Genomic DNA, 21,839 nt, shown 5'->3' on the forward strand with positions numbered 1-21,839 from the left:
GCTGGCACCTCCCGGACGGCACACCGTCCGATCCCTTCGGCGAGAACGACTAGCAGGCCGCACCGGCCCCACCCGCAAGGGTGGGGCCGCACTGCTGCTCTAGAGGACGTTGATCGGCGCGTTCAGAAACCACGGCGCATTCGAGGCCAGGCTGGGCGCGAAGCACGTCGCCTGTTTCGAGGTAAACAACGGCGCGAGAGCAGGATTCGACCGAGCGAAGTTCGCGCAATGCTCAGGTCCACGGAACGGCCCGTACTCGTAGTAGCTGGAATTATCTGACCAGTACCGCGTCTTTTCGACCACGTGCAGGGTGTCCGCCTGCGCCGGCGCGGCCACACCGAACACGATGCCGGCCGCCGCCGCGCACCCCACCGAGGACACCGCAAATCGCTTCAACTTGCCCATATTTCACAGCCCTTTTGTTTGCCCGACACCCGACCCGAACAGGCCGAGCGGACAGAAAGACCCCGACCACAAATGACGCCGAATGCGCGCACCACAAAGGCACACGCACGCAAGCGCATGCGATCTGAAAAGAGAGTGTCGGACGCCAATCTGACAGAGCCAAGAATAGCCCACTACCAGCACAATCGCCAGGAGTCGCAGCTCACGTAACGGTCATTGCCTGATGCGCCGAGGATGACTGAATCGGGCCTGGCCCCGCGTCAAGCAGCTCCACCCACAAAGACCCACGCGCTACCCGTCGCTGCGCTCCGATCCGCTTATTTCGCGGCCCTTTCTGGCCTCCGCAACTTGAGCACGGAACCACCCCGACAGGGCGGCGCAAATATCAGGAAATGCCACAAACTCAATGACCACAATCATCAAATAGAAGTCACCTAAGAATGGCGAAAAGTATTGCACAACAAACGAATACATCATAGAATGGAACCATCGAAACACTCAGTCGCACATAACTCGGAGAGTCCACAACAATGACTGCAACCACCGTCACCGTCTACACCAAACCCGCCTGCGTCCAGTGCAATGCCACTTACAAGGCCCTGGAGAAGAACGGCATCGCCTACGACGTCGTGGACATCACCGAAGACGCCGAAGCCCGCGACTACGTGATGAGCCTGGGCTACCTGCAAGCCCCCGTTGTCGTTGCAGGAGAGGAACATTGGTCCGGGTTCCGTCCCGATGAGATCAAGAAGCTCGCTGCCACCGCAGCGGCATGAAGGGAATGAACATGACCTCCGAGAACGTGGACGAGATGGATCAGATCGAACAGGACCGTGACCGCGATATCGCGGCCACCCGGGAAGAGCTGGCAGCAGCCTTGCGTGCGGCGGGAGAACACCTCGACCACGCTGAGCGGTTGACGTCAGTGCTGGGCGAGGGCGTGCTCTATGACATCGAATACGTCGACTCCGTTGATAGCCCCGACGCGGAGCTATTTATCGCTGATGCTGCCCGCGGCATCCGGGCCGCCCACCGCATCATCACGGCCCTTCCCTGAGCATCTTTTGTATTCCTGAGGAGCATTCAAATGACCGTCCGCAACAACTACGCCGCCCGTGCCACGCACTACCGGGAGCAGGCGCAGCGTGCCCAGGACGCCGGCGACCCCCGGCAGGCCGGCCGCCTCGAGGAGCTGGCCGAGCGAGCGGAGACAGCGCACCGGATGCGCCCATGGTTGCGCGCGGAGGACCTGCGCTACGACAACGACGAGTGCTGCACCGAATGCAGCGAACACCTGTCCGAGCCCCATCAACCGCACTGCATCTATGCGGACCTGTCCTATGCCACCGCCTGAGCACGACGACCCCACGCCACCGACACCCGCGCGCGCCGATCAGGAGGAACCGATGACCATCACCGCCAGTGACATGGACACCGCCACCCCTGCCGTTGACGACCAGCTCGACGAAGCGGGCCTGTCATCGAGTGAGTTCCCGGGCGGCGTGGGAGCCGATCTGGACACCGAAAGCACCGTCACCACTGGCGTCGAAGCTGCTTTTCTCACCGCACTGATGTGGGCGCCGGCCGGCATGGCCCGGAAGGTCCGTCACATCATGGCAACCGGCGACCGGTGGGATCCGTTCTGGAAGGGTGCGCATCGCGAGATCTTCCTGGCCATCTGCGCGGTCCTCGATGGCGGCGCACCTCCAAACCCGGCCCTGGTCCAGGCGCAGTTGTTCGAGACCGGACGGTTGCAGCGCGTGGAAGCTGAACTACTCGCGATCATTTCCCCTTCGCGAGGCCCGATGGTCGGTGGCGCTGACCTGCCGCACCTGGCCGCCAAAGTCGTCGACCAGTGGTACCGCCGCGGCTACGCCGGCCTGCTGGCCCGGATGTCGCAGATCCGCGAAAGCGTCAGCGTCGAAGAGCTCGCCGGGCACTGGGAAAACCTCACCGGCCACCAGCAACGAGCCGAAGAACTCTGGCTCACCAAGCGCGACCAGCTGGCGAAGCTATGAGCGCCCCCCAGCCAGCGCAGGCGGCCGGTGGGCCGGTGTTGCGGGCCGTTGATCTGCAGCGCATGGCCTGGCATATGCACCACGACGAACACATGAGTTGGGAGCAGATCGCCACCGAACTCGAGGAACCGTTAGCTGCGATAGAGCGAATGGCCGCCGCGTACGAACAGCTCACCAACGATGCAGCCGCCGAAGCCCAACACACCTTGTTTTGACAGTAGAATGAACGCAGACGACCCGAGGAGCAATCACGATGGCCACGACGACTACCCGTACTGAAGAACAGGTTCTTGCCGCGGTCGCTGCTGGTCACGAGATGGCCGGTATGCCGCTGACCGAGGCAGATGAAGCCGCTGTCCGTCGCGTGGCCCGGGGCGAAACGACCGGCGACGAGGAAATTGCCCGTTTGCTGGCGGAGATCCGTTCCCGGTAGATGCCACCCAGTAGCGGCGAGGCGGGGCCGGTTCCGGAGAACCTCCTCGGCATCAGCGACCCGCACCTGTTCCGCGAGTTCGAGCGCGCCGCCACGGCCATCCGGATCGCTGAACTCGACGTCGACCCAGACATCGCGGCCGGGGACTTTGACTTCGCGCACCTGCAGCGCATCCATCACTACATCTTCAAAGACGTCTATCAGTGGGCCGGCCAGCAACGCACCCGCGACACCGGCGCCATGGGCCTGGTGCACTGCCGGCCCGACAACATCTCCCGCGAACTGGACCGGGTCTTCGGAGCGATCGCCACCGACACTCCGCCGTCGACCGACCCCGATGCCGCTGCCGCCACGGTCGCCGACCACTGGGGTGAGCTCACAAGCATCCACCCATTTACCGACGGCAATTCACGCAGTCAACGGGTCTTTTTCACGCGGTATATCCATGCCGCCGGATGGGATATCGACTGGAAGTCCGTGAATGCCTCTGCGATGCACGCTGCGCGGCACGTGGCCATGGCCACCGTCGACTCGAGGTATTTGGCCGCCGAACTACGGCCCGGTGTGGTCCCGGCTGGGACCGCGGCGCCGGGCTCCCTAACGCGTACACAGGGCCAGCGAGATAACCGGACCTCCGTGGATCTGTATTACGCCATGCGAGCACACAAACGGACGGGGCTCCCGGCGACGACGTTTCGGGCAGCGACGGCCGCCGGCGGGCCACTGGCGGCCGGAGGCGACGAGCGGCCCGCCTCGACGAGGGGACGCGCCGACGCTCCGCCTCGAGTGACACGGCCGGGGTCGGTGAGCTCGCAACCGCGGTCAGGGCGCGGCCAAGGGCGCTAGTTCCCGGCTACCACCGATGGGCCGGGCGTGGGCCTGCGGTGTTCTTGGCGGTGCCAGCGAACCCCAAGAGCAACACGACCGGAATGAAGCACAGTCCGAGCGCTGTTGCCAGGAGCGCTCTAGTGATGAGCGGAGCGGCAGAGACCGGCGGCATCCAGATCATCGGCCGGCGCGGGTCAGCTGGGCGTATCCATTGACCTTTGCGGGGTGGGTTTTTGAGCCAGCCGATTGCGAACACGACCAGTCCGATCACGGCTCCGATCCCAAACCATCCGATGATCAAAATCCATGCTGGATCCATGACAGCCTCCCCCTTTCCCTGACCTCTGTGTCAGGTCTTGCTACCACAGAGCTGTGACACGTGCGCTGCGGTTGCGCGGACACGTCTGTTCCCCCGGTCCTGGAATGGACCGGGGGAACAGGCGAATTCGAGCAACCACCGTGGCGATGTGCGAGGCGCTTTTCGGTTAGGCCGCTGGCGCTGGTTGGGTCTGCGGATAGGCGATGTGCAGGCCGTCGACCACGGCGGTGAGTCCGTCGCTGGCCTGCTTGGTCACCGAAGCCACGGCGTCCTTCGCGGGCTGGGCCCACTGGCCCAGGACCTCATACGGTGCTGCGGCCTGCTCGGCGGTCCAGCCACCCGAGATCGGCGGGATACCGGCGATGTTCGTCGAGAAGTTCACATCGCCATCGGTGTTAACGGTGTAGTCCACCGCCGGAAGCCCGGCACCCGATGCTGTGGGTGCGTCAAGGACCAGGTCGTACTGGTTGGCTTCCGGGTTCGGCAGTGGTGCAGGGGCCGGGTCGGGCGCGGATGGCTTGTCCCACGGCGCTGTGGGGTTGGTGTTGGCGTCGCCTGCGCCTAGGAGCCAACCAGCTATTCCGAATCCGAGGGCGGCGACGGTGAATGCAGCTGTTCCGCTGGCGACGCCTGCCGCAGCGGCGGCGCCGAGTCCTGCGGCGGCGCCGAGTCCGACGCCGGCGAGAGTGTTGAGCGGCGGCGGTGGGATGGGAACAGTGGTCCCGATGAGGCCGCCGATGAGTGCCCCCGCTGGCACTGCGAGCAGTGCGGTGGTCAGAAAGACGGTGCCGCCGACGGCGACAGCGACGATCGCGCCGCCGGTGACTCCGGCGAATACTGCTGCAGCGGCGCGGCGGGCCGCCTCGTCTTTGGTGAAGCCGATCGATTCGAAATGGCGGGCGATCTCGGCTTCGGTCCACCCTGTGTATTCGTTGATCGTGACAGCCCATGGTTCAGGCACGACACCGCGGTCCCACACCTGGTTTCCTAGGCGGATTTGTTCGACGGGCACGTATTTCGGTGCCACCGGTGGTGTGGGTCGTGGCTCGTGGAGTGGACCTTGAGGTAGCGGGGTGTACGGGGTCTCCGCCGAAGGGCCGGAGGGTTCGGTCCAGATCACCGGGTCCGCGCCCGTGCTGGGCGGTGATGGGAGGGCGCCTTGTGGATACTCCGGGGCTGGGGCTGGGGCTGGGGCCGATTCGGGAGCGGGAGCCGGGGTTTCGGGCACGTTGGTCACGCCGCCCTGTCCGGGGTCGGGGGTGGGTTCTTCGGTGGTGACTCCTCCTTGTTCGGGTTCGTCGGCGAATGCTGGGCCGGCGAATGCTGGGCTCATCGCCATGACAGCGATGATGCTGGCCGCCATGACTTTTCCGCGTGCGTGTCGGTCGGATGCGCGGCGGTTCGGTGGGGTGTGCAGTGACATTGTGTGCTTCCTTTTCGGTGGGTGTCGGGCGGTTTAGGAGGTGGCGTCGGGGTCTTTGACGATGGAATTGATGAAGGTGCGACCGTCTGCGTCGATGGTTTGAATGAGTTGGTGGTAGGTGATGGGCTCACCTCCCCGTGGGAGTAGCTCGGTGAGTTCGACTGCCCAGAGGCCGTTGCCACGGTCAGTGATCTTCACGCAGTGAAGGGTGTCGGGGTCGAGTCGGTCGATGAAGGCCTGCATCTGATCGGCCCGGTTTGGTTTGCCGAGCGGGGCCACGAGTTCTCGTGCCGCTACCCCGGATCGCTTCACGTAGTAGGCGTATTCGAAGGCTTTGATGACCTCGGCGCCGCCGACGGTTCCGCCCGCATCGCGGCCGGTGGTCACGGGGCCGTCGGTGGCGTCGGGGCAGTCTTCGTCGGAGGGGGCTGTGGCGACAGGCGGTGGTGCGGCCACGGACGGTTCTGCTGCTGGTGGTGTAGTGTCGCCGGCGCCGGTGAGTACTGACGCCCCGATCGCGCCGATCACCAGGACCACGACCACCAGTGCGCTAGCGATGATGTAGCCGCGCATGTTCCGTCGATGGCCGGGCTGGGCCGGCGGCGGGGTGGCCGAAAGGGGGAACTCGGTACCGGGGCGGGACTGGTCGCTTGATGAGGATTCGGGTGGCTCGCTCGCGGATTCGTACCCGTCAGGCGGGATGGGATTGATGACGGTGGTGTCGGCGTCATAGGGGCCCGGGGTGGCTGTTGGTGGTGCGTCGGGCTCGACGTTCCAGGGTTCGGCTGATGCGGCCGGGATGGGTTTGTTTCGCCTCATCGTGGGGTCCTTTGCGTCGTGGGATCGCGGTCAGGGGTGGCGGCGGCTTTGGTGGACATCGCGGTCGATATCCAGTCCGAGAGGTGGACGATGCTGTCGCGTTCGGTCCACCAGGCGTTGCGGGTGTCAGCCCAGATGTGCGGTTGGCAGGTGAAAGCCCGGCGGGTGCGCGACGGTGCATCGGCAGGGGCACTCTCGCGGCGGCCCGGCGGTATGCGGGCCGGGGCGGTCGCTAGTTCCCCGTACTGCTTTCGTGTCGTGGCGATGGCTTCGGCGAGAGCAGCTTCGAGCCATTCGGTCCAGGCGGGGTAGGTGTTGAGGTCGCTCATCCAGGCCTTTTTGGCGGCGTCCCAGGTTTCCTGTGTGCACGAAAAGCTGTGCCGTTCTCGGGTCCAGGGCGTGTTCTGATCGTCGGTCATGGGGTGCTCTCCTCAGTACGGGCGCGGTGCGCGGGTAGCTGTGAGTCTTCCGGTTGTGGCGATCAGAGCGACTGCTGCCCAGCCCAGGACGAGACGGATGACCAGTGGGCCCAGCGTTGATTGCCAGGGGCGGGTGCCGCTGAGGACGTCGAGCAGACCCGACGCCAGAAGCACGGCAACGACGGCCAGTCCGCCGAGGGTGAGGAAGAAAATGTGCGGAGCTGGCGTGGTTTTGATGAGGACGACCAGCAGCACCGCTGCGGCGAGAACAGCGGCAACGCTGCCTGCGACGGTGGCCGCGGTCTGGGTCGTCGGTACTGGCGCGATCGAGTTCTGGGCCCAATAGGTCGGCGAGATGTTGTTGTAGATGCTGGCCAGTGCCACCGCGCACAGCAGGTACGCCAGCAGACCGATGACGGCCGCGCTCGCGACTACTCCCCCGGCGAACATCGACAGATGCACACCGAGATCCACTGGGCGCCGACGCGTGTCTTTCGAGTCGTCTGCGTCGATGAAGGAGCGCTCCGGCTCGGGCGGTTGCGGCGCGACCTCATAGGCCCGGGTGGAGTCACCGGCGCTGTCGCGCTGGTATCCGGTGTACGGGTCGAGATGCGGATTGCGGGTGTAGGGATCCTGGTTGTAGCCGTAGAACCGGTCGTCGCGCTCGTGAGGGCTGCTCATTGGAGGTGCCTGTGGGTCTTGCTGCTGTTTTGTGCGGCGCGGTCTTGGCGCGTCAGATGGGCCGGCCGCTGCGCTGAGACGGCTGTCTGGGTGGGGCTGCTTGCCTGATCTTCCTTCGGGCCGGGCGACAAGGGACCGGCCGCGCGATGCGCTGGATCTAGTCCCTTGAGTTGGCGGTTCTCTTGCCGTGCGGCAGCGACATTCGCGGAGACAGTGGAATCGACGTGTCCGTTGAACTCGTGCTGAAAGCGATGGAAGTGTTCGATGGTGGACTGGTGCGCTGAGGAGCCTTGGTGTGGATGGAACTGTTCTTCGCCCAACGGATACGGCGGCATCGAGTTGCGGTCGGAGAACCATTGGGTCACTTCGGGTGAGCCCGGTCCGTGTTTGCTGAGCAGTTTCCAGCCATCTGTCAGTTCGCTCAGCCCGAACTGTTCGTCGTGCTGTCCGTAGGTGGCCATCTCTGTGATGGCGGTCTTGAACCACTGGTACACGTTGTCTTGAGGTTCCACGTGGGACAGCTCAAACTCTGCGTAGCGCAGCTGGTTCGCTGCGGCCGACTGGTTGTTGGGGCTACTCATATCCGCCTCGCATTCGTGTTTTCGCTTGCTTGGTTTGTGCGCCTGACGTGACCCGGCTGGGCTGGGGTTGCGGCGGAGGCAGGAGCCCCGGCACGCGGCTGTCCGGTACCGGCATCGAGCGGCCCTGCCGCCCGATTGACCGGGCTCCGGTCGCGTCCCGGCGCTTGCATCGCGCGGGCGTCGGCGTGGTAATACCCGGCGTATTCGCGGTGTCGGTCGGTCGCGGCCGGGTCGAGAAGCACCGTGTTGGCCAAGCTTTCGGCATGGTGGGCGGCTGAGCGTTCACGTTCGGAACCGGGTTCGGCGGCGACGGCCTCATGGATGGCTTGCCGGGCCTCTTCGAGGATCGCGCCGACGCCGTCAGAGGGTGCGCGGTCTGCGCTGCTCATGCGCTGACCGCGTCAGGTGCTGGTGGCTGCAATGACTGTGCCCCGAGGTCGTCGCTGCCGCCGGCGGGGGTGGGAACGTCAGCCTGAGGGATGGTCTCGGCATCGGAAGTTTGTTTGCGCCGACCGCGTGCGGCGACCAGAGCGCCTTCGGGTTTAAGACCGATCTCGGAGAGGATCGAGGCCTTGGCCCCGTGCGTCTTCGCCAGTTCGTAGGCATCAAAGACCGCGTCCTCGTCCTCTGTCTGCCGTTGGGCGAGGGCCCGTTCCTGCGCCGTGCGATCGGCCTTATTGCTTTCGTAGGTGGCTACGGCGGCGGCCAGGTCTGCGATCTTTTGTTCGGTATCGGTCGGAATGATCTGCTGGCGATAGGCGTCGAGCACGCTGCTCGATGTCACCTTGCTCTTGCTGGTGGCCACTGCTGCCCCTTCCGGTTTTTTGGTGAAAAGTTGCCGAACCTCCCGGCGATGTATCTAATGTATCTAATGTTTCTAATTCCGCAAGGGAGGCCGACATGGGCGTGGCGACCGAAGGCATGACCCTGGTCCTGAGCTTCGGTAGACCGAGCCAGATACGTCCGCAGTACGACTGCGAAAATGGCAGTGCGCGTGCGTTTTTTTGGTCTGAGCCACTGAGAGTGGCGGCGGGACAAGAAAAGTGCCAGAAGCGGGAGCAAGATATTCCAAAACCCAATGGTTTTGGCTTGCGCCTGCTGCGAGCACCCGGAAGAATTCGAGGTACAAGGTCGGCCGGTGACGGTGGACCGGTCGACTGGTTACAGGGTCGCGGGCGGGGACGCGACCCACGAGATGACGGGGGCAGCAGGTGCCGACAGTGAGCAAGGGCGGGTACCGCGCCCACACCTCGGGGCAGCCGCGTAAGCCGCGCCAGGTGTGGTTGTCGGACGAGGAGCGGGCCGTGATCGAGCGGGCCGCAGCCCAGATGGAGTTAACGCCGATGGCGTTCGTCGCTGCTGCCGGCGTGCGGGCCGCGAAGGCCACCACCGGTAGCGATGCGAGGGACACCGACAGCGATGCGGGCGCGGTTCCGCTTGATGTGGCCCAAGCCCGGGAGTTGCTGGACGAGGTCCGGCGGCTACGCCGGTTGATGGGCAACGTGGCCGGCAACCTCAACGATGTGGCCCGGCACGCGAACTCCACCGGGCAGCTGGCTCCCGAAACTGCTGCGGTCCTCGACTTCGTGCGCCGGACCAACGAGCGCACCGACGCCGAACTCATGGGTTTGCTGCGGAGGTTGCGGTGATCGACAAGATTGGGCGCGGCTGGGACGCACCCGGTCTGGTGTCCTACCTAATGGGGCCGGGCCGGACCAACGAGCACACCCGCCCCACGGTGATCGCGTCCTGGCAATCCGATCCGGGCGCGCTGCAACCGGCACAGATCGGCCCCGACGACTTCGACTTCGACCCGGCGGGCATGGCCGCGTTGCGCGCACATGTGCAGGCCCCGGCCGACGCTGCGGGTCTCCCCCGTCGCCAGCCCGCCGAGGGCGAGCCGGGATTCACCAAGCACGGCTATGTCTGGCACTGCTCGATCGCACTGCCCGCCGCCGATGGCGCGTTGACACACGAGCAGTGGGGCCAGATCGCAGCGCAAGTCATGGACCAGACCGGAATAGCGCCGGCCAATGATCCGGGGGGTTGCCGGTGGATCGCTGTGCACCACGGCACCAGCGCCCAGGGCAACGACCACATCCACATCGCGGCCACCCTGGTCCGCCAGGACACCGGGAAAAGGTTCTACCCCAAGAACGACTTTCATGTGGTTCGGTCGGTGTCACGGGACTGGGAGCGCAAGCTGGGTCTGACCGAGACGGGGCAGGACGATCGCAGCGCCGACCGTGCGGTCACGCGCGGCGAACAAGAAAAGACCACCCGGCAGCGCGCCGCCGGCCGGTTGCGCGATCGCCCGCGCACCGATGCGGCCGAGACGATCCGCGGTCGGCTACAGCAAACCGTTGCCGAAACTGCTGCCACCGCAGGATCACCCGATGAGTTCCTGGCCGGTCTGCGCGATCACGGAATGCTGGTCCATCTGCGCCGCGATGGCGCCGGAGCGGTGAGCGGCTACGCGGTGGCCGATCCCGAGTTCACGACCAAGGCGGGCAAACCAGTGTTCTACGGCGGAGGCAAACTCGCTTCGGATCTGTCGTGGCCGAAGATCACCGCCGGACTGGCCCGCCACGGCGGTCCGCTACCTGAGCGGCCGGCGGAAAAGATCACCTGGGACCTGACCTCACAGAAGCTCCGCGAAGCCGCCGGGGCCGTCGTCCTGGCGCGCAGCGAGCTGCGCTCCACAGGCGCCGATCGGGTCCGCGGCGACATCGCCGTGGCCGGACAACGGTTGATGGTCGCCTACTCGCGGGTCACCGACGGCGCGCACCCGGAACCGGGGCGGCCCCGCACCGCAGCGGTGTGGCACGGTCACCGCTCCGCCCGCGCTGCCCGACCCCACACCACACAGACCGGACCGGCGGCAGCGGCAGCCGATGCACTCAACGACGCCGCCCGAAACCTGCTGGCATTGCGGATGGTCGCCGAACGCGGCCCGTCCCGTAGCGCGAGTATCGAACTCGCCGTTGCTCTTGCCGGACTCATGCTCGAAATCGCCGCGTGGCACGAGCAACGCCACCAACCCAACGCAGCCAACGCCGCCCGCTCGAGCGCGCACCACGTCCGCGCCGGCGCACCGCAGACACTCACCCCCGCCGCGCCGGCCCCGGACCTACGCACCGATACCGCCCCGCGCACACCGGGCGTCGCCGCGCGCCCCGGTCTGCCTCAGCACCAGGGCCGATCCCAGCAGCCACCACCGAAAGGACCGACACGATGACCGCACCCGAGACCGAAGTCCCCAGCCTGTCTCTGCCCCGCAGCGAACTGCTGGCCTATGCGATGGCCGCACGTATGGTCTCGGGCGCTCTGCGCGCCCGCCGCGAAGCCAACGGCCGCGCCGCGTGGGCTGACGATGAACACGGCGCACGCATGGAGCTGGCCGCTGACGCCGCCGCGATCGACCTGCTCACCCCGACACAAGCCGAGCAGTGGAATCGAATCGTCGCTGACGGGGACGCAGACTCAGTACGCCATGACCCCGCAGGCATGGTCGTCTCCCACGCCGACCTCCCCGACGGATCGCAAGTCGTTCAAGGCGTCCTCGGTGATCGGGTGGTCACTGTCGCGGCCGGCAGCGCCGAAACCGGCCAGCACGTCCGCGAATGGCTCGCAGACTCCCCCACCCACGACCGGCTCACCGATCTACGGGCGGTGGCTAAAGACATCGCTGACGACCGGGCCGCCGCCCTCGCCCTGGACACCGACTCCAAGGTGCGAGCCGATGACGATCTGCTCACCGGGGCCACGCCGCATGCCGACCAGGATCAAGAGCAGCAGTCGCAGACGCTGGCCGACAGGCTCGACGGCCGCATACCGGCACGAGTGTTCGACGACCCACGATGGGGCCTGGCGGAGAAACGCTTCGCCGAGTACACCTCGGCCGGCGCAGACCCCGACGCGCTCGCTGACGCGGTGGCAGGTCTCAGCTTCGACGCCAAAGTCCGCACTCCGGCCGGACTGGCCGCGTGGCAGCTGCACCGCACAATGAAGGGGATGAAAGAGCCCGCGACCGAAGACCAAGCTCGCCGCGAAGCCGCCGTCGAATGGCTGGCCACCGAGGCCGGCAACGGTCCTGACGACCGAGCGCGGGCCGCCCGGCTCATTGGACAGTTCGATGAGGCCTTCGACGCACAACTGGCTGACAAATACCCCGGGCTGCTCAACGCCGCCGATGCCCAGCTCCACGATCACAACGGGCGCAGCGCATCTGAAGACGATCTCGCCGCACAGCACGAGCAGACCGCAGAGCGCGCCGACGACGAGCACCTGGCCGTAATCGCCAACCCCGACGCCGACGAGCACCGCACCAACTCCCCCGAGGGTGCGGAGCTCGCGGAGGACCGCGACAGTGACTACGGCATGGCCGTCGACCATGAGCACACCGCGGCCGACGAACAGGCGAATGCTCAGCAGACCGACTCCGATCGCAGCGAAATCGCCGCCGAGCCTGTGCATGCCGCAGCCGCTCCCCTGGCGACGGTGGGTCCTGCCGCATCGCAGGGCCAGTCACGCGCGAAAGCGATCGCCGCCCGCCCAGCCCGCACGCAACAGAAGACCCAGACCCGCGCACGGCCACGCACATCGTGACCACAACAGACCAGCTGCGCCGTGCCCCGGACAAGAACCACACAGCCCATGCTGCTAGCAGTCAAGCCTCTGCACACGAACTGGTATGCCTATCAGCATGGCGATAACTCTGGAAGACACTCTGGCTGCGATCAGCCTTCTCCAAAACACCGAGACATGTACACGAATATCCGGAACCGCCGAATACAGGTCGTGGGGAAAGACCGACCTGTCCGGCCCTCCGAAGACGGTGCAAAGGGTGGAGTTTGTCGTAGACAACGAACTTCACTCATGGTCGGAGCGCAACACTAAGTTCCGCCAGTCTCGTCGCTTTACCAGGAACGCAGGACAAGAGTTGGTCGACGACAGTGGGCAGTTGATCCCCCCGAAATCACCGCCAGGATTCACGCACTGGCCCCTGCTCATCAAGATGCTGACGCCGAGCAGGTTCCCGATCTGGGGACGCCCAGGCGATAAGTGGCAGATGAGGGGCGCCGAATCCACCGAGCATGGCTACCTCATGCACTTGAACCGCGATACATCCCCCGCAGTGGCTGAGCTATTCATCGACACCACGTTCTCCCTTCCTATCCGCTGGACCGAGGTCAACCAGATCAGGCCAGACCTTGGAGCGAAGCAAGAGGTTGAGATCTTGGGGCTGCACGTTCCCCCAGAATGGAAGCGCCTTACAGGCATGGACATGTCCGAAGAAGGGGAGGACATGGCTGGATAGGACGGTCAGTCGGTCACGAACCCGTTGGCACTTTCGATGTCCGATGCTTGCGCAACCAGTCGTTGCAGCGGTGGTGTAGGCGAACCACCGCGCCCGACACCAGCACTCATTCCCCGCGGTGCATTTTCGGGGTTAGGCAGGTGTGCTCCCCGTCAGGTCCTCGCCGAGCCCAGCGATGAGAACGTCACACAATAGGACTCGTGTTAGACCGATCCGCAAACAGTTTCAACACGTCCTGGAGCAGATGAAGCGCCTGCAACGCCGGATATAGAACGGTCGTCAGGCTGCTCGTCAACCGCAGGTGTTGGACCTGGGGGTCCTCTGTTTCGAACTGCTCGCGCGACGAAGCGCCGAGATAGGCCCACGGACGTCCATGGGCGAAGCCTGAGCAGAGCTGCCACGGAAACAACACCCTGACTGAAGAATGCTCCTCGGCATATTTCACTGCTGCAGTACTCGTATAGCCGTCTCGAATAGATTTCCGAGAAAGGCCGTGTGCATCTGAGATGCGGTAGAGCTTGGCGTATTTTGCCTTAAGCGTCGAGTTTTGAACGACGTCGGGCAGGAGGTCGACTGCTGAGTGCATGTCGTTGAAGTTTTTCGCGTGCCAGCGAAGACCGTGAGCGATCCGGTCACCTGGGGCTATTGGGTGCAACATCCAGAAGGCCGCCGAGAACGTCTCTAACGCGCCGCGTGAGAGCGAAAACGGCGCAGCAACGTGCAGCACTTGACTGTCCATCACCAACCGTTTGACGGAGTGGAGGTGATCGACGCCGGCGGTCATGCACAGCCGCACCGAGTGTGAGAGCTGGTAGGGATTAGTCAGCGCATCGTCGGACGCTAGGGATGAACCGGCAGCGACTTTAAAGTCATCTCGATCCCCAATGCGTTCGGACATGCGGTCGATCAACGGCGAAATCTCGTGCCACTTCGCCGCAACCTGGTCCTCGGTGACTTCGCCTTGCACTCGTCATGCTCCGAAGGTCAGATCGGTGTTCTCAACCTGGTCGGCAGAATCGCTGAGGTGGATGGCTTGATCATGCCCAACCTTGACCCACTGCCCGCCGTGCAGCTCGCCGAAGTCCACGTAGATGTTGTGATCCAATGTCGGAGAGTCATCCGGAAGTAGACGCGTCCAGTCGTGATGAATCTTGACAATACGGCCGGTAATAGCGAAGTCCGGCCCTGTCAATTTCACAAATTGCCCGAGGTCACTGCCGTCAAGGCGGCTACCAGACTTCATTGGAACCACAGTCTTCCCCGTTCGGGTAGGTTGCGGCGGCCCACGTGGACCGCCAGCCACACTATAGAGCTGACGTGCGGTAGCAGGCGTGCACTGAGTTCACGTACCAAGGTTTCTCGCGTCGGCCCTGCCCGTGAGGGCAGGTCAGAATTCTCACTAGTCTGAGGCTCGTTGGGTGCGGGCAGCGTCGAGGAGCCCGAAACTGTGGGGGTCAGAGATGAGGCGGTCCACGGTGTGCTCAAGGGCCGCCGGCCCGAAATCCCTGCTGGCCGTCAGGACGATGGCCGCGCGGTCCCCTGCGGGTTCGATCACGACTTCGAGGTCGACCCCGTCGAGCTGGTCTGTCAGATGCGCGGTCCACTCGGCCGCGGTCCGCTTGTCGCCGCGGAGTTCGACGTACACCGCAGCCATCACTGGCTCATGAGGGTTTGGGTTGCCGCTGAGGGGCATGACTACAGCTGCGCGAGTCATTGGTTTCTATTGCGCGGGAACGGCGTTGGTGAACACCGAGCCCACGCCCTTGCGAAGGTTGGGGTCATCGACTCGTGTCAGTCCGCCTCTATACGCCGCTGCGATAGATACCGGATCGGTCGGGTGGCCGGCGGCCCTGAGGTTGGAAGCCGTAATGCAGTCCAGGCGGACGAGGGCTCCGATGGCGTCGGCAATGTCGAAGGGTGAAGCGACGCCGTTGCTGTCGTCGTCGGCGCCGTAGATCGCGAACACGTGAGGCAGCAGCTGGGCTGGACCTTGGGCGCCTCCTGGGGAGGTCGCGTCGATACGCCAGCGGGATTCAGCCCATACCTGCGCGGCGATGAAGTCTGGGGTGATCTCGTGATGTGGGCACTGCAAGGGACCAGTGTGTATAGCGTGCTGGTACGCGGCAGGAACATCTACCGGGGCGCTGTGAGCTGCCCCTGGGTCGCTGACAACAAGGGTGGTAGCTGAGCCGCATATTGCTGTGATCACGGCTGCGAGTGAAAGTCTCATTGTCGACCATCTCTTCGGGTTCGGGTTCGGGTTCGGGTTCGGGTTCGGGTTCTGGGAAGTGGGTGTGGCCGGAAGGTGCGCCGCCGGGGAGAAGCGCGCTTCCGGCCACACCCGCGCCGCTGGTCAGCGAAGAGTCTGGGAGTGTGCCGACCAACGACGGGCATGGGGACAAGGCCTACTGCTGCGGTTGGCCGCTATAGGCACTGCCGGGCACCTCGGTAGTGAGGTAGCGACGGTGGGGTTCGTGAAGGTCGGCGGTGCAGCGATTGAACGGCCCTGTTGGTGCGATCAGAACTCCTAGATGGTGATCGAAGTGATCACGCAGGTATGCCGAGACTGCTTCTGGCCCTTCGCTGGCGGCAGCGATCTGCACTGACCGCAGCACCCAGAACCGGGTGATGGCTTCGGGGTGTGCGTACCAGCGGGTGCACCACCGCACGTCGCCCTGTCCGGAGTTGCTGAGTTTGCGTTCGCACCAGCCCGAGACGTTGGCCTGGACCCAGGGGATGAGTACAGCAAGGTCGGGTGGTCCGGACTCGGCAGCAGGGGCCGGCGGTTCGGGCGTGGTGTCCGGATCGGCCTGGTCAACGGCGTCGGTGGGTGGCGGGGTGTCGGCGAGGCGTTCGAGGGAATCGAGCGCTTGTGCGTGCAGCGTCGTGCTTTCGCTGACTCGTGCGAGCTGGTCCTGCATCGTTGCCAGAGCTGCGCGAAGATCGGCAATATCGTTGGTAGTCATGCACTCTGGGCTTTGGTGGTGTTCTCGGTCGCGGCGATCTGGTGCAGGTGTCGGCCCAGGGAGTTCGTGGTTCCCAGGGCGGTCATGGCGCTGTCGCGGATCTCGCTGGTGGCCCGGCGGGCGATCTCTTTGATCTCGCGTGACTCGTCCTCGGTGTACCAGGGCAGTAGGTCCATCAGGACCGGCCGCGATCCTTGGCGGATGAGCAGTGCGTGTTTGCGCGACATGGCGGCGACTTCTTCGGGCCGCATGATCGGCTCGTCGACGAGCGAGCGGGATTTTCCTTGCGGTCCGTTGGAGTTGGTTTGCCAGATCTTGTGCGTGCCCACGAGGTCGGAGATCATCCGGGCGTCCTCGATGTTTTGCAGACCGGCCCCGATGACGCGGCAGGTCGATGCGCCCCACAGTGCGCCCATCTTCTCGCGGCCCCAGACCCCCATCCCTTGTTGGTAGGACTGCAAGATGACGTCGACGAGAACGCCTTTGCTGCCCAGGTGCGACGCTTTGGCGGGGAGGTCTTTGATCTTGCAGATATTGGCTGCCTCATCGAGGACCAGCGTGACGGGCGGGTCAGCGCGGCCACCTTGGGCAGAGGCGGCGAGATCTGCGAGTTTGAAGATGTGATCGACCATCGCTGCCACGACCGGGCCGGAGCTTTCGGCTCCTTCTTGGGTCATCAAGTACAGGGTGGGGGCGTCGTCGGCGGTGGCGGTGAACAGCGTCCACAAGTCGAGTTCGGGGACGTCGTGGTCGGGCTGGTCGATCCAGGTATCGGGTGGGGTGATCCACGTCAGGGCCGATTCGTCCTGGATGCAGGCCAGCGCTGCGGCCGCGCCACCCTGGATTCCGCCGAGGGTTTCGTGGGGTAGTTCGAGTTGACCTTCGAGCGCGTCGGCGGCCCGGTTTTGTCCGTGCTCGCGTAGCAGTTCCACGGGCTTGCGGGAATAGGTGTCGATCCACAGCACCACATCGCGCATGGTGTGCCCAGATAGCGCGGCGGCGAGCAAGTTTCGGGCCAGCATGAACTTGGCTCCGGAATCGAAGAAGCCGGAGTTGCCACTCTCGGAGTTGTCTGAGCCGACCCCGGCCATGAAGTGGGTGGCGATCCGCATCGCGGAGTTAAACGAGGTGATGTCGCGCAGGATGTTCCACCACCACATCTGTGTGGCGAATGCGATCTGCCCAGGATCGTAGGCGTAGATGGGTCCTCGTAGCTTGCGCATCGCGGCTGTCAGGATCCAGAGATCAGGTTTGTTCGAGGTCGCCACGACCGCGCCGAGCGCGGCGAGGATGCGTGGCACCGCTTGTGAAGAGGTCTTATTCGACCGCGGACCCATGATGACGAGGCAGAAGTCTTCGAGCGTTTTGTACAGCAGCTTCTTGCGTCCGGCGACCTTACCGATCACGGTGGCCAGCTGCGCCATGTCTTGATCGTGGTGGTCGTCGAGGCCGCGTAGCTCGGCACCCTTTTTCGCTGCCCCTGGGCCTATGACGTCCCCGAGGTCCTTGGTGTCACGGAGCTTGCGCTGCGCGGGGGTCAGACCCCACAGCGGGTAGGTCACCGTGGCCAGGGCCGTGATCGCTGCGCCGATCACCAGGCCGGCTCCGAGCACGATCCATTGCGGCCAGCCGGTGACCATCTGCACACCGGTCAGCGCGCCCAGATACGCCACAGCCGCGATGATGCCGCCGGCGATGATCTGCCCCGCGTTGTCAGTGCCTGCGGCGCTCATGCCGCTGTCTCCTGGCGGCGCAGCCCTGCGGCGCGCGCCAGATAGCGGCACCGATCGGCCACCACCGCTCCCAGCGTGGAGCTGGCGTCGATGCACACCGCATCGGTGCCTGTGGGGCAGCGCAGTTCGTAGAACGGGCCCGGACCCCGGCCGCCGCTACCTGGGCCGCTCACAATGCTCTGCTCGGTCACCAGTGGCATCACTGCCGCGGCGGCGGCGGCAACGACCGCATCGCGGCCAGGGGCCAGGTCTCCGGCTACGGCCGCCAGATCGAGGGTGAGATCCTCGGACCCGCTGCCGGCGAGCAGCTCGGCGAAGGTGGCGGTCGATCGGGAGTCGAGCAGGTGGGCGATGGTGATCGGCGGCCAGTCGACCATGGACGCCGCGTGTAGCGCCGCAGCGACCACCACCGACGCTTCGGGCACGACCGCACGCATAGCGGCGGGTAGCGCGCTGGTGAGTTGCTCAGCGACCGCACTGGCCACCCGCACGTCAGAGCTCAATGAGATTGCTGGCCACCACGCGCGCCGCTGCCCCTGGGCCGGTGCAGCGGCACTGATCACAGCGGTCTGCGGGGACTGTCGCCACACGGCGGTGAGCAGGTCGGCGGGAGTGTGGGTGATCATCAGCTGCGTGTGCGGCGCCGTCCACAGCTCCATGCCAGGCTGCCGGTGCTGTACCGGTGTGTGCTTATGCGACATGACCTTTGATCCCTTCCCAGGCGGTGTCGGTGTTGTAGATGTCGAGTTCTTTGGGGGTCAGTTCGAGCATCACGGGCAGGCCCATACGGGCTCCGGATTTGACGAGGTATTTGCCCCGGCCGGGGTGGCGTTGGCCGGGAACCCAGGTCGGTGGTGCGGACCATTTGGTCACCATCTGCCGTTCCCTGCTGGTGAACGGCGTGATTTCGTGAAGGCGTCCCATCTCGGCGTTGTCGAGGCCGCCGAGGATCTTGACGCCGTTGCGGGCGGCCATGCCTTTGGCTTTGGCGCGGTCCTGCTCGGTGGGCAGGGCATCGAGGTCGGTGGTCGAGTGTGTCGATTGAGCTGAGACGATGCCGCGGTGCCGATTGAGGCGGGTGACGCGGTCGGACTTTTCCACCAGTCCGGGTGCGGCCCGCAGCGCTCGCCACAGCTCGTCTTGGGGTTGGAAGATGTTGCGGCGCACTCCGCTGGCTTGCTGTGCCTCGACGACCGACGTGGCCCAGGTCCAAGCGCACATCATGGCCGCGGACACGACTGCATCGCTGTCGTCTTCGATGGCTGAGAGGGACAGCGACACTGCCGGCACGTCTTTGGGGACCTTGAAGGTTGAGGGTCGGTCGAACATGCCGTTGATCGGCCCATCCGGGCTGCACAGCAAGTCCATGGTGTTGCGGAAGTCGCGGATCTCACGGGCATAGGAGAGGTCCTCGGCACCGGCGCTCGCGAGTGGGGCCACCGCCATGATCTTGCGCAGCGGATCGCTGCCGTCATCGATGGCGCGTAGCACATCGGGGATGGTGGGATCGTTGTCGCGGCCGGCGGCATCGGCGGCGATGGCCGTCGCTGTGCCCAGCAGCAGACGTTCGGTAGGGCCCAGCTCGTGGCCACCGGCGATGGTGAAGAGCGATTCAAGTAGCGCCAGGCGACGACCGTTGGCCATGGCTAGCAGTTGTTCACGCTCAGCCCCGGTGGAGGCGTTGATGACCGCACGCAAAGGCCCGAGATCGAGAGGGTTGAGCGAATCCATGCCCACTCCCCGGCCGACCCGGAACACTGCGCCACCCATGGCGTGCACCAGTGGGGTGTATTCGTCTTTGAGGTCGCCAGGTATGACGCCAGTAAATCCGAAGCCCACCAGGCCCATCAGCAGCCGTTTGATGGCGGTGGACTTGCCGACCCCGGGTTGACCCTGCACCCAGATTCCGGTGTTGGTGACCAGTCCGTCGATCAGCCATTGCGCGGGATCGAGGCCGATCGGTTCGGCGGTGTGCAGGTTCCGGCCGAACGGCACCCCACGGACCTGAGCGCCGGCGGGAGCGGGAAACGGGTAGAAACCGGGCATCTGCGCGGTCGTGGATTGCCAGAGCTGCCCGGCCTCGACGTTGGCCGCCCATCCCCCGAACTCGCGGCGATCGCCTTTGGGACCAGGCACAGGCCCTAGCGCGGCATTGAGCACCTCGAACGGCATATGCGGGTCGAGGTGGTCGTAGGAGATGTCCTCGGCTTCGGGGTCGTCGGCGGCGACGGACCGTTTGCCCAACCCCAGCGCCGTTAAGATGCGCTCACCCATGCTCACCCGCACCCCTTCGGCGGCCACGCCCTCTTCGGCAGGGGCTTGGGGCCGTGCGGCGAGGGCAGTCAATGCGCTGTGATGTCCCATGTCAGCTTCCCCATCGTTCGGTCGAGATCCGCGAGAGTCCGGCGCTCGGCTCGATGCCCACACCCAGAGAGGCGGCGAAGGTCGCGGCCATCGCCTTGCGGGCCCGGCGGAAGTGAATCTTGGCCTGTCCCATGCGCTCCTCGACATCGGAGCAGGCCGCAGCGAGGGTCTGTTCGTTGCGGACCGTGGTAGTCACATACATGGTGAACCGTCCCAAACCGGCACCCAAGGACTCTTCCTGCGCTGCCCGGCGGGCTTTGACCCGATCGTCGTGATCACGTTGCGTCTCATCCTTTTTCGTTTTGTTCGCCCAGATGCGGCGGAAGGTGCCGGCGTTCACCTCGTCTTCGACCTTTTTGGAGGCTTCGCCTGCGCTGTAGGGGCGGTAGACCAGCGAGACCCGGCGGTGATACCGCCCTGGTGACACCAACGGAATGAGCTGGCGGTAGCGCACCACTCCTCGAGGCGGGGCCTTCATCAGCCAGGACACTGAATAACCCGAGTCGTGCGAGTACACGTCCGCTGACTCCTCGGTGCGCAGTGGCCCGGCATCAGCCCACTCCCACAGCTCGTCGTCCTGGGAGAAGTCGGCGGTCCGCACGGCGGGATCGAATGCGGCGCGCAGGTAGCGGATCGTTTGCCCAGTGCTGGCACGGTTGGTGACCGTCATTCCTGATGCGGCCAGGGAGCTTTCGAACCGGGGCAACATATTGACTACCTCCGCGGCCCCTTCGGCGAGGGTCTTGGGTTCGGGGACTGCGTTCTTCAAATCGAAATTGATCGTCACCAGGCAGGTCACCTCGGCAGTGGTAGCGCGGCTCTGGGACACCAGCTCGGTCAAAATCTCCCGGCACACCTGGGGTGAGTCTTTAACCAGGCGGCCGTCTTCCCAGTTTTTGGCAGCTGTCCCCACGGTGTAGGCCCGCTGGTTCACTCCCCCGCTGGGAGCGGACTCGGCGGTGAACGCGATCGCTGAGACCAGCGGCATGTGCCCCAGATCAGCCAGCAGGCCACCGAAGTTCGTCACCCACTGCAACGCGTCGTCGTCGTCAGCGAGGGTCAATCCGACCGGGGAGACGTGCAGACGGGCCGAGAGGATCCCGGTCCGCCGGTTCCAGATCAGGCACTGGTAGCCGCCGCGCCCGTCTTCCACCTTGATCGGGCACAGCGGGGCCAGGACACCAGGCAGGTTCTCTCCCCGCGCGACTTCCTCGAACACATCGTCGGCCCACGCGGTGGCATTGCCCGCGCTCGCCCATCGCCCGTGATGGGCGATGTGACCCATCGCGGTTCGCTCCCCAAAAGGGATGACCGTCAGAAACAGAGTGGGTATCGCCACCGCAACCAGCACCAGGGTGAAGGAGAGGCTGCCGAGCATGGGGGACATGCAGATCGCGAAGATGCTCACGAAGACCGCGATCGTGCCTCTGGTGCCGAGTTTGCCCACACCCCAGCCGCGGGATTTGCGGAAACCGGTGTACGCCGGGCTGCTGCTACTCATAGTGCTGTTCCTTCTCTGTCCTGATCGGC

The 21,839-nt window shown here is 65.1% G+C and carries 29 protein-coding genes; 11 read left to right on the forward strand and 18 right to left on the reverse strand.

Annotation, left to right across the window (positions count from 1 at the left end; all coding sequences use genetic code 11):
* Positions 1-99 precede the first annotated feature (99 nt).
* Positions 100-405, reverse strand: a complete 306-nt coding sequence (locus tag BH683_RS07150) for a hypothetical protein (protein WP_084835586.1) — start codon at positions 403-405, stop codon at positions 100-102.
* Between the two features lie 530 nt (positions 406-935).
* On the opposite strand from BH683_RS07150, the gene BH683_RS07160 reads away from it, so the two are divergent.
* From BH683_RS07160 to BH683_RS07190, 7 genes are read left to right on the forward strand one after another with little or no spacing between them, the layout of a single operon-like run.
* Positions 936-1,181 carry a redoxin NrdH gene (locus BH683_RS07160; RefSeq protein WP_084835588.1) on the forward strand — a complete coding sequence of 82 codons (246 nt, stop codon included), beginning with the start codon at positions 936-938 and terminating at the stop codon, positions 1,179-1,181.
* Positions 1,182-1,192: 11 nt separating this feature from the next.
* Complete coding sequence (locus BH683_RS07165) at positions 1,193-1,462, forward strand: hypothetical protein (RefSeq protein ID WP_143695990.1); 270 nt, start codon at positions 1,193-1,195, stop codon at positions 1,460-1,462.
* A gap of 30 nt (positions 1,463-1,492) precedes the next feature.
* Positions 1,493-1,759, forward strand: coding sequence for a hypothetical protein (locus tag BH683_RS07170; protein ID WP_084835590.1), 267 nt, complete (start codon positions 1,493-1,495; stop codon positions 1,757-1,759).
* Between the two features lie 52 nt (positions 1,760-1,811).
* Complete coding sequence (locus BH683_RS07175; protein WP_246833235.1) at positions 1,812-2,423, forward strand: hypothetical protein; 612 nt, start codon at positions 1,812-1,814, stop codon at positions 2,421-2,423.
* Positions 2,420-2,638: a hypothetical protein gene (locus BH683_RS07180; RefSeq protein WP_084835592.1), complete on the forward strand. Its 219-nt coding sequence runs from the start codon at positions 2,420-2,422 to the stop codon at positions 2,636-2,638. Before BH683_RS07175 ends, BH683_RS07180 begins: the two co-directional genes overlap by 4 nt.
* A 38-nt stretch (positions 2,639-2,676) precedes the next feature.
* On the forward strand, positions 2,677-2,856 hold the full coding sequence (locus tag BH683_RS07185) for a hypothetical protein (protein WP_084835593.1): 180 nt from the start codon (positions 2,677-2,679) through the stop codon (positions 2,854-2,856).
* Complete coding sequence (locus tag BH683_RS07190) at positions 2,857-3,702, forward strand: Fic family protein (RefSeq protein ID WP_084835594.1); 846 nt, start codon at positions 2,857-2,859, stop codon at positions 3,700-3,702. It begins immediately after the preceding gene.
* Positions 3,703-3,709: 7 nt separating this feature from the next.
* Here the strand turns inward: BH683_RS07190 and BH683_RS07195 are convergent, their stop codons facing one another.
* The 8 genes from BH683_RS07195 to BH683_RS07230 all read right to left on the reverse strand — a co-directional run bounded on the left by BH683_RS07195 (position 3,710) and on the right by BH683_RS07230 (position 8,731).
* Positions 3,710-4,003: a hypothetical protein gene (locus tag BH683_RS07195; protein ID WP_084835595.1), complete on the reverse strand. Its 294-nt coding sequence runs from the start codon at positions 4,001-4,003 to the stop codon at positions 3,710-3,712.
* A 166-nt stretch (positions 4,004-4,169) separates the two neighbouring features.
* The gene (locus tag BH683_RS07200; RefSeq protein WP_084835596.1) at positions 4,170-5,426 is read right to left on the reverse strand and encodes a hypothetical protein; all 1,257 of its coding nucleotides are present in this window, start codon (positions 5,424-5,426) and stop codon (positions 4,170-4,172) included.
* Between the two features lie 33 nt (positions 5,427-5,459).
* Entirely contained in the window at positions 5,460-6,245 is a 786-nt protein-coding gene (locus BH683_RS07205; RefSeq protein WP_084835597.1) for a hypothetical protein, read from the reverse strand.
* The gene (locus BH683_RS07210) at positions 6,242-6,664 is read right to left on the reverse strand and encodes a hypothetical protein (protein ID WP_084835598.1); all 423 of its coding nucleotides are present in this window, start codon (positions 6,662-6,664) and stop codon (positions 6,242-6,244) included. Before BH683_RS07210 ends, BH683_RS07205 begins: the two co-directional genes overlap by 4 nt.
* Positions 6,665-6,676: 12 nt before the next feature.
* Positions 6,677-7,345 carry a hypothetical protein gene (locus BH683_RS07215; protein ID WP_084835599.1) on the reverse strand — a complete coding sequence of 223 codons (669 nt, stop codon included), beginning with the start codon at positions 7,343-7,345 and terminating at the stop codon, positions 6,677-6,679.
* Complete coding sequence (locus BH683_RS07220; RefSeq protein ID WP_084835600.1) at positions 7,342-7,926, reverse strand: hypothetical protein; 585 nt, start codon at positions 7,924-7,926, stop codon at positions 7,342-7,344. Before BH683_RS07220 ends, BH683_RS07215 begins: the two co-directional genes overlap by 4 nt.
* Positions 7,923-8,315, reverse strand: coding sequence for a hypothetical protein (locus tag BH683_RS07225; RefSeq protein WP_084835601.1), 393 nt, complete (start codon positions 8,313-8,315; stop codon positions 7,923-7,925). Before BH683_RS07225 ends, BH683_RS07220 begins: the two co-directional genes overlap by 4 nt.
* Positions 8,312-8,731, reverse strand: a complete 420-nt coding sequence (locus BH683_RS07230; protein WP_084835602.1) for a hypothetical protein — start codon at positions 8,729-8,731, stop codon at positions 8,312-8,314. Before BH683_RS07230 ends, BH683_RS07225 begins: the two co-directional genes overlap by 4 nt.
* Before the next feature lie 415 nt (positions 8,732-9,146).
* On the opposite strand from BH683_RS07230, the gene BH683_RS07235 reads away from it, so the two are divergent.
* The 4 genes from BH683_RS07235 to BH683_RS07250 all read left to right on the forward strand — a co-directional run bounded on the left by BH683_RS07235 (position 9,147) and on the right by BH683_RS07250 (position 13,246).
* Entirely contained in the window at positions 9,147-9,575 is a 429-nt protein-coding gene (locus BH683_RS07235) for a hypothetical protein (protein WP_246833236.1), read from the forward strand.
* Complete coding sequence (locus BH683_RS07240) at positions 9,572-11,164, forward strand: relaxase/mobilization nuclease domain-containing protein (RefSeq protein WP_084835604.1); 1,593 nt, start codon at positions 9,572-9,574, stop codon at positions 11,162-11,164. The genes BH683_RS07235 and BH683_RS07240 overlap by 4 nt, the downstream gene beginning before the upstream one ends.
* On the forward strand, positions 11,161-12,534 hold the full coding sequence (locus BH683_RS07245; RefSeq protein WP_084835605.1) for a hypothetical protein: 1,374 nt from the start codon (positions 11,161-11,163) through the stop codon (positions 12,532-12,534). Before BH683_RS07240 ends, BH683_RS07245 begins: the two co-directional genes overlap by 4 nt.
* A gap of 238 nt (positions 12,535-12,772) precedes the next feature.
* A complete protein-coding gene (locus BH683_RS07250) occupies positions 12,773-13,246 on the forward strand; it encodes a hypothetical protein (protein ID WP_143695991.1) in 474 nt (157 codons plus the stop codon).
* 184 nt (positions 13,247-13,430) lie between these two features.
* Here BH683_RS07250 and BH683_RS07255 read toward each other — a convergent pair whose 3' ends face one another.
* The 9 genes from BH683_RS07255 to BH683_RS07295 form a co-directional block, all read right to left on the reverse strand.
* Entirely contained in the window at positions 13,431-14,213 is a 783-nt protein-coding gene (locus BH683_RS07255; protein WP_084835607.1) for a hypothetical protein, read from the reverse strand.
* A 3-nt stretch (positions 14,214-14,216) separates the two neighbouring features.
* A complete protein-coding gene (locus BH683_RS07260; RefSeq protein WP_094647309.1) occupies positions 14,217-14,489 on the reverse strand; it encodes a hypothetical protein in 273 nt (90 codons plus the stop codon).
* A gap of 156 nt (positions 14,490-14,645) precedes the next feature.
* A complete protein-coding gene (locus tag BH683_RS07265; RefSeq protein ID WP_084835608.1) occupies positions 14,646-14,900 on the reverse strand; it encodes a hypothetical protein in 255 nt (84 codons plus the stop codon).
* A gap of 66 nt (positions 14,901-14,966) precedes the next feature.
* Entirely contained in the window at positions 14,967-15,338 is a 372-nt protein-coding gene (locus BH683_RS07270) for a lytic transglycosylase domain-containing protein (RefSeq protein ID WP_084835609.1), read from the reverse strand.
* Positions 15,339-15,651: 313 nt separating this feature from the next.
* Positions 15,652-16,212 carry a DUF4913 domain-containing protein gene (locus BH683_RS07275; RefSeq protein WP_084835610.1) on the reverse strand — a complete coding sequence of 187 codons (561 nt, stop codon included), beginning with the start codon at positions 16,210-16,212 and terminating at the stop codon, positions 15,652-15,654.
* The gene (locus tag BH683_RS07280; protein ID WP_084835611.1) at positions 16,209-17,945 is read right to left on the reverse strand and encodes a type IV secretory system conjugative DNA transfer family protein; all 1,737 of its coding nucleotides are present in this window, start codon (positions 17,943-17,945) and stop codon (positions 16,209-16,211) included. The genes BH683_RS07275 and BH683_RS07280 overlap by 4 nt, the downstream gene beginning before the upstream one ends.
* Positions 17,942-18,646, reverse strand: a complete 705-nt coding sequence (locus BH683_RS07285) for a hypothetical protein (RefSeq protein ID WP_143695992.1) — start codon at positions 18,644-18,646, stop codon at positions 17,942-17,944. The genes BH683_RS07280 and BH683_RS07285 overlap by 4 nt, the downstream gene beginning before the upstream one ends.
* Positions 18,636-20,309, reverse strand: a complete 1,674-nt coding sequence (locus BH683_RS07290; protein ID WP_084835613.1) for a hypothetical protein — start codon at positions 20,307-20,309, stop codon at positions 18,636-18,638. The genes BH683_RS07285 and BH683_RS07290 overlap by 11 nt, the downstream gene beginning before the upstream one ends.
* A gap of 1 nt (position 20,310) precedes the next feature.
* The gene (locus BH683_RS07295; RefSeq protein WP_084835614.1) at positions 20,311-21,810 is read right to left on the reverse strand and encodes an SCO6880 family protein; all 1,500 of its coding nucleotides are present in this window, start codon (positions 21,808-21,810) and stop codon (positions 20,311-20,313) included.
* Positions 21,811-21,839: the final 29 nt, after the last annotated feature.

The sequence above is a fragment of the Williamsia sp. 1138 genome, assembly GCF_002095435.2.
Taxonomy (GTDB): domain Bacteria; phylum Actinomycetota; class Actinomycetes; order Mycobacteriales; family Mycobacteriaceae; genus Williamsia.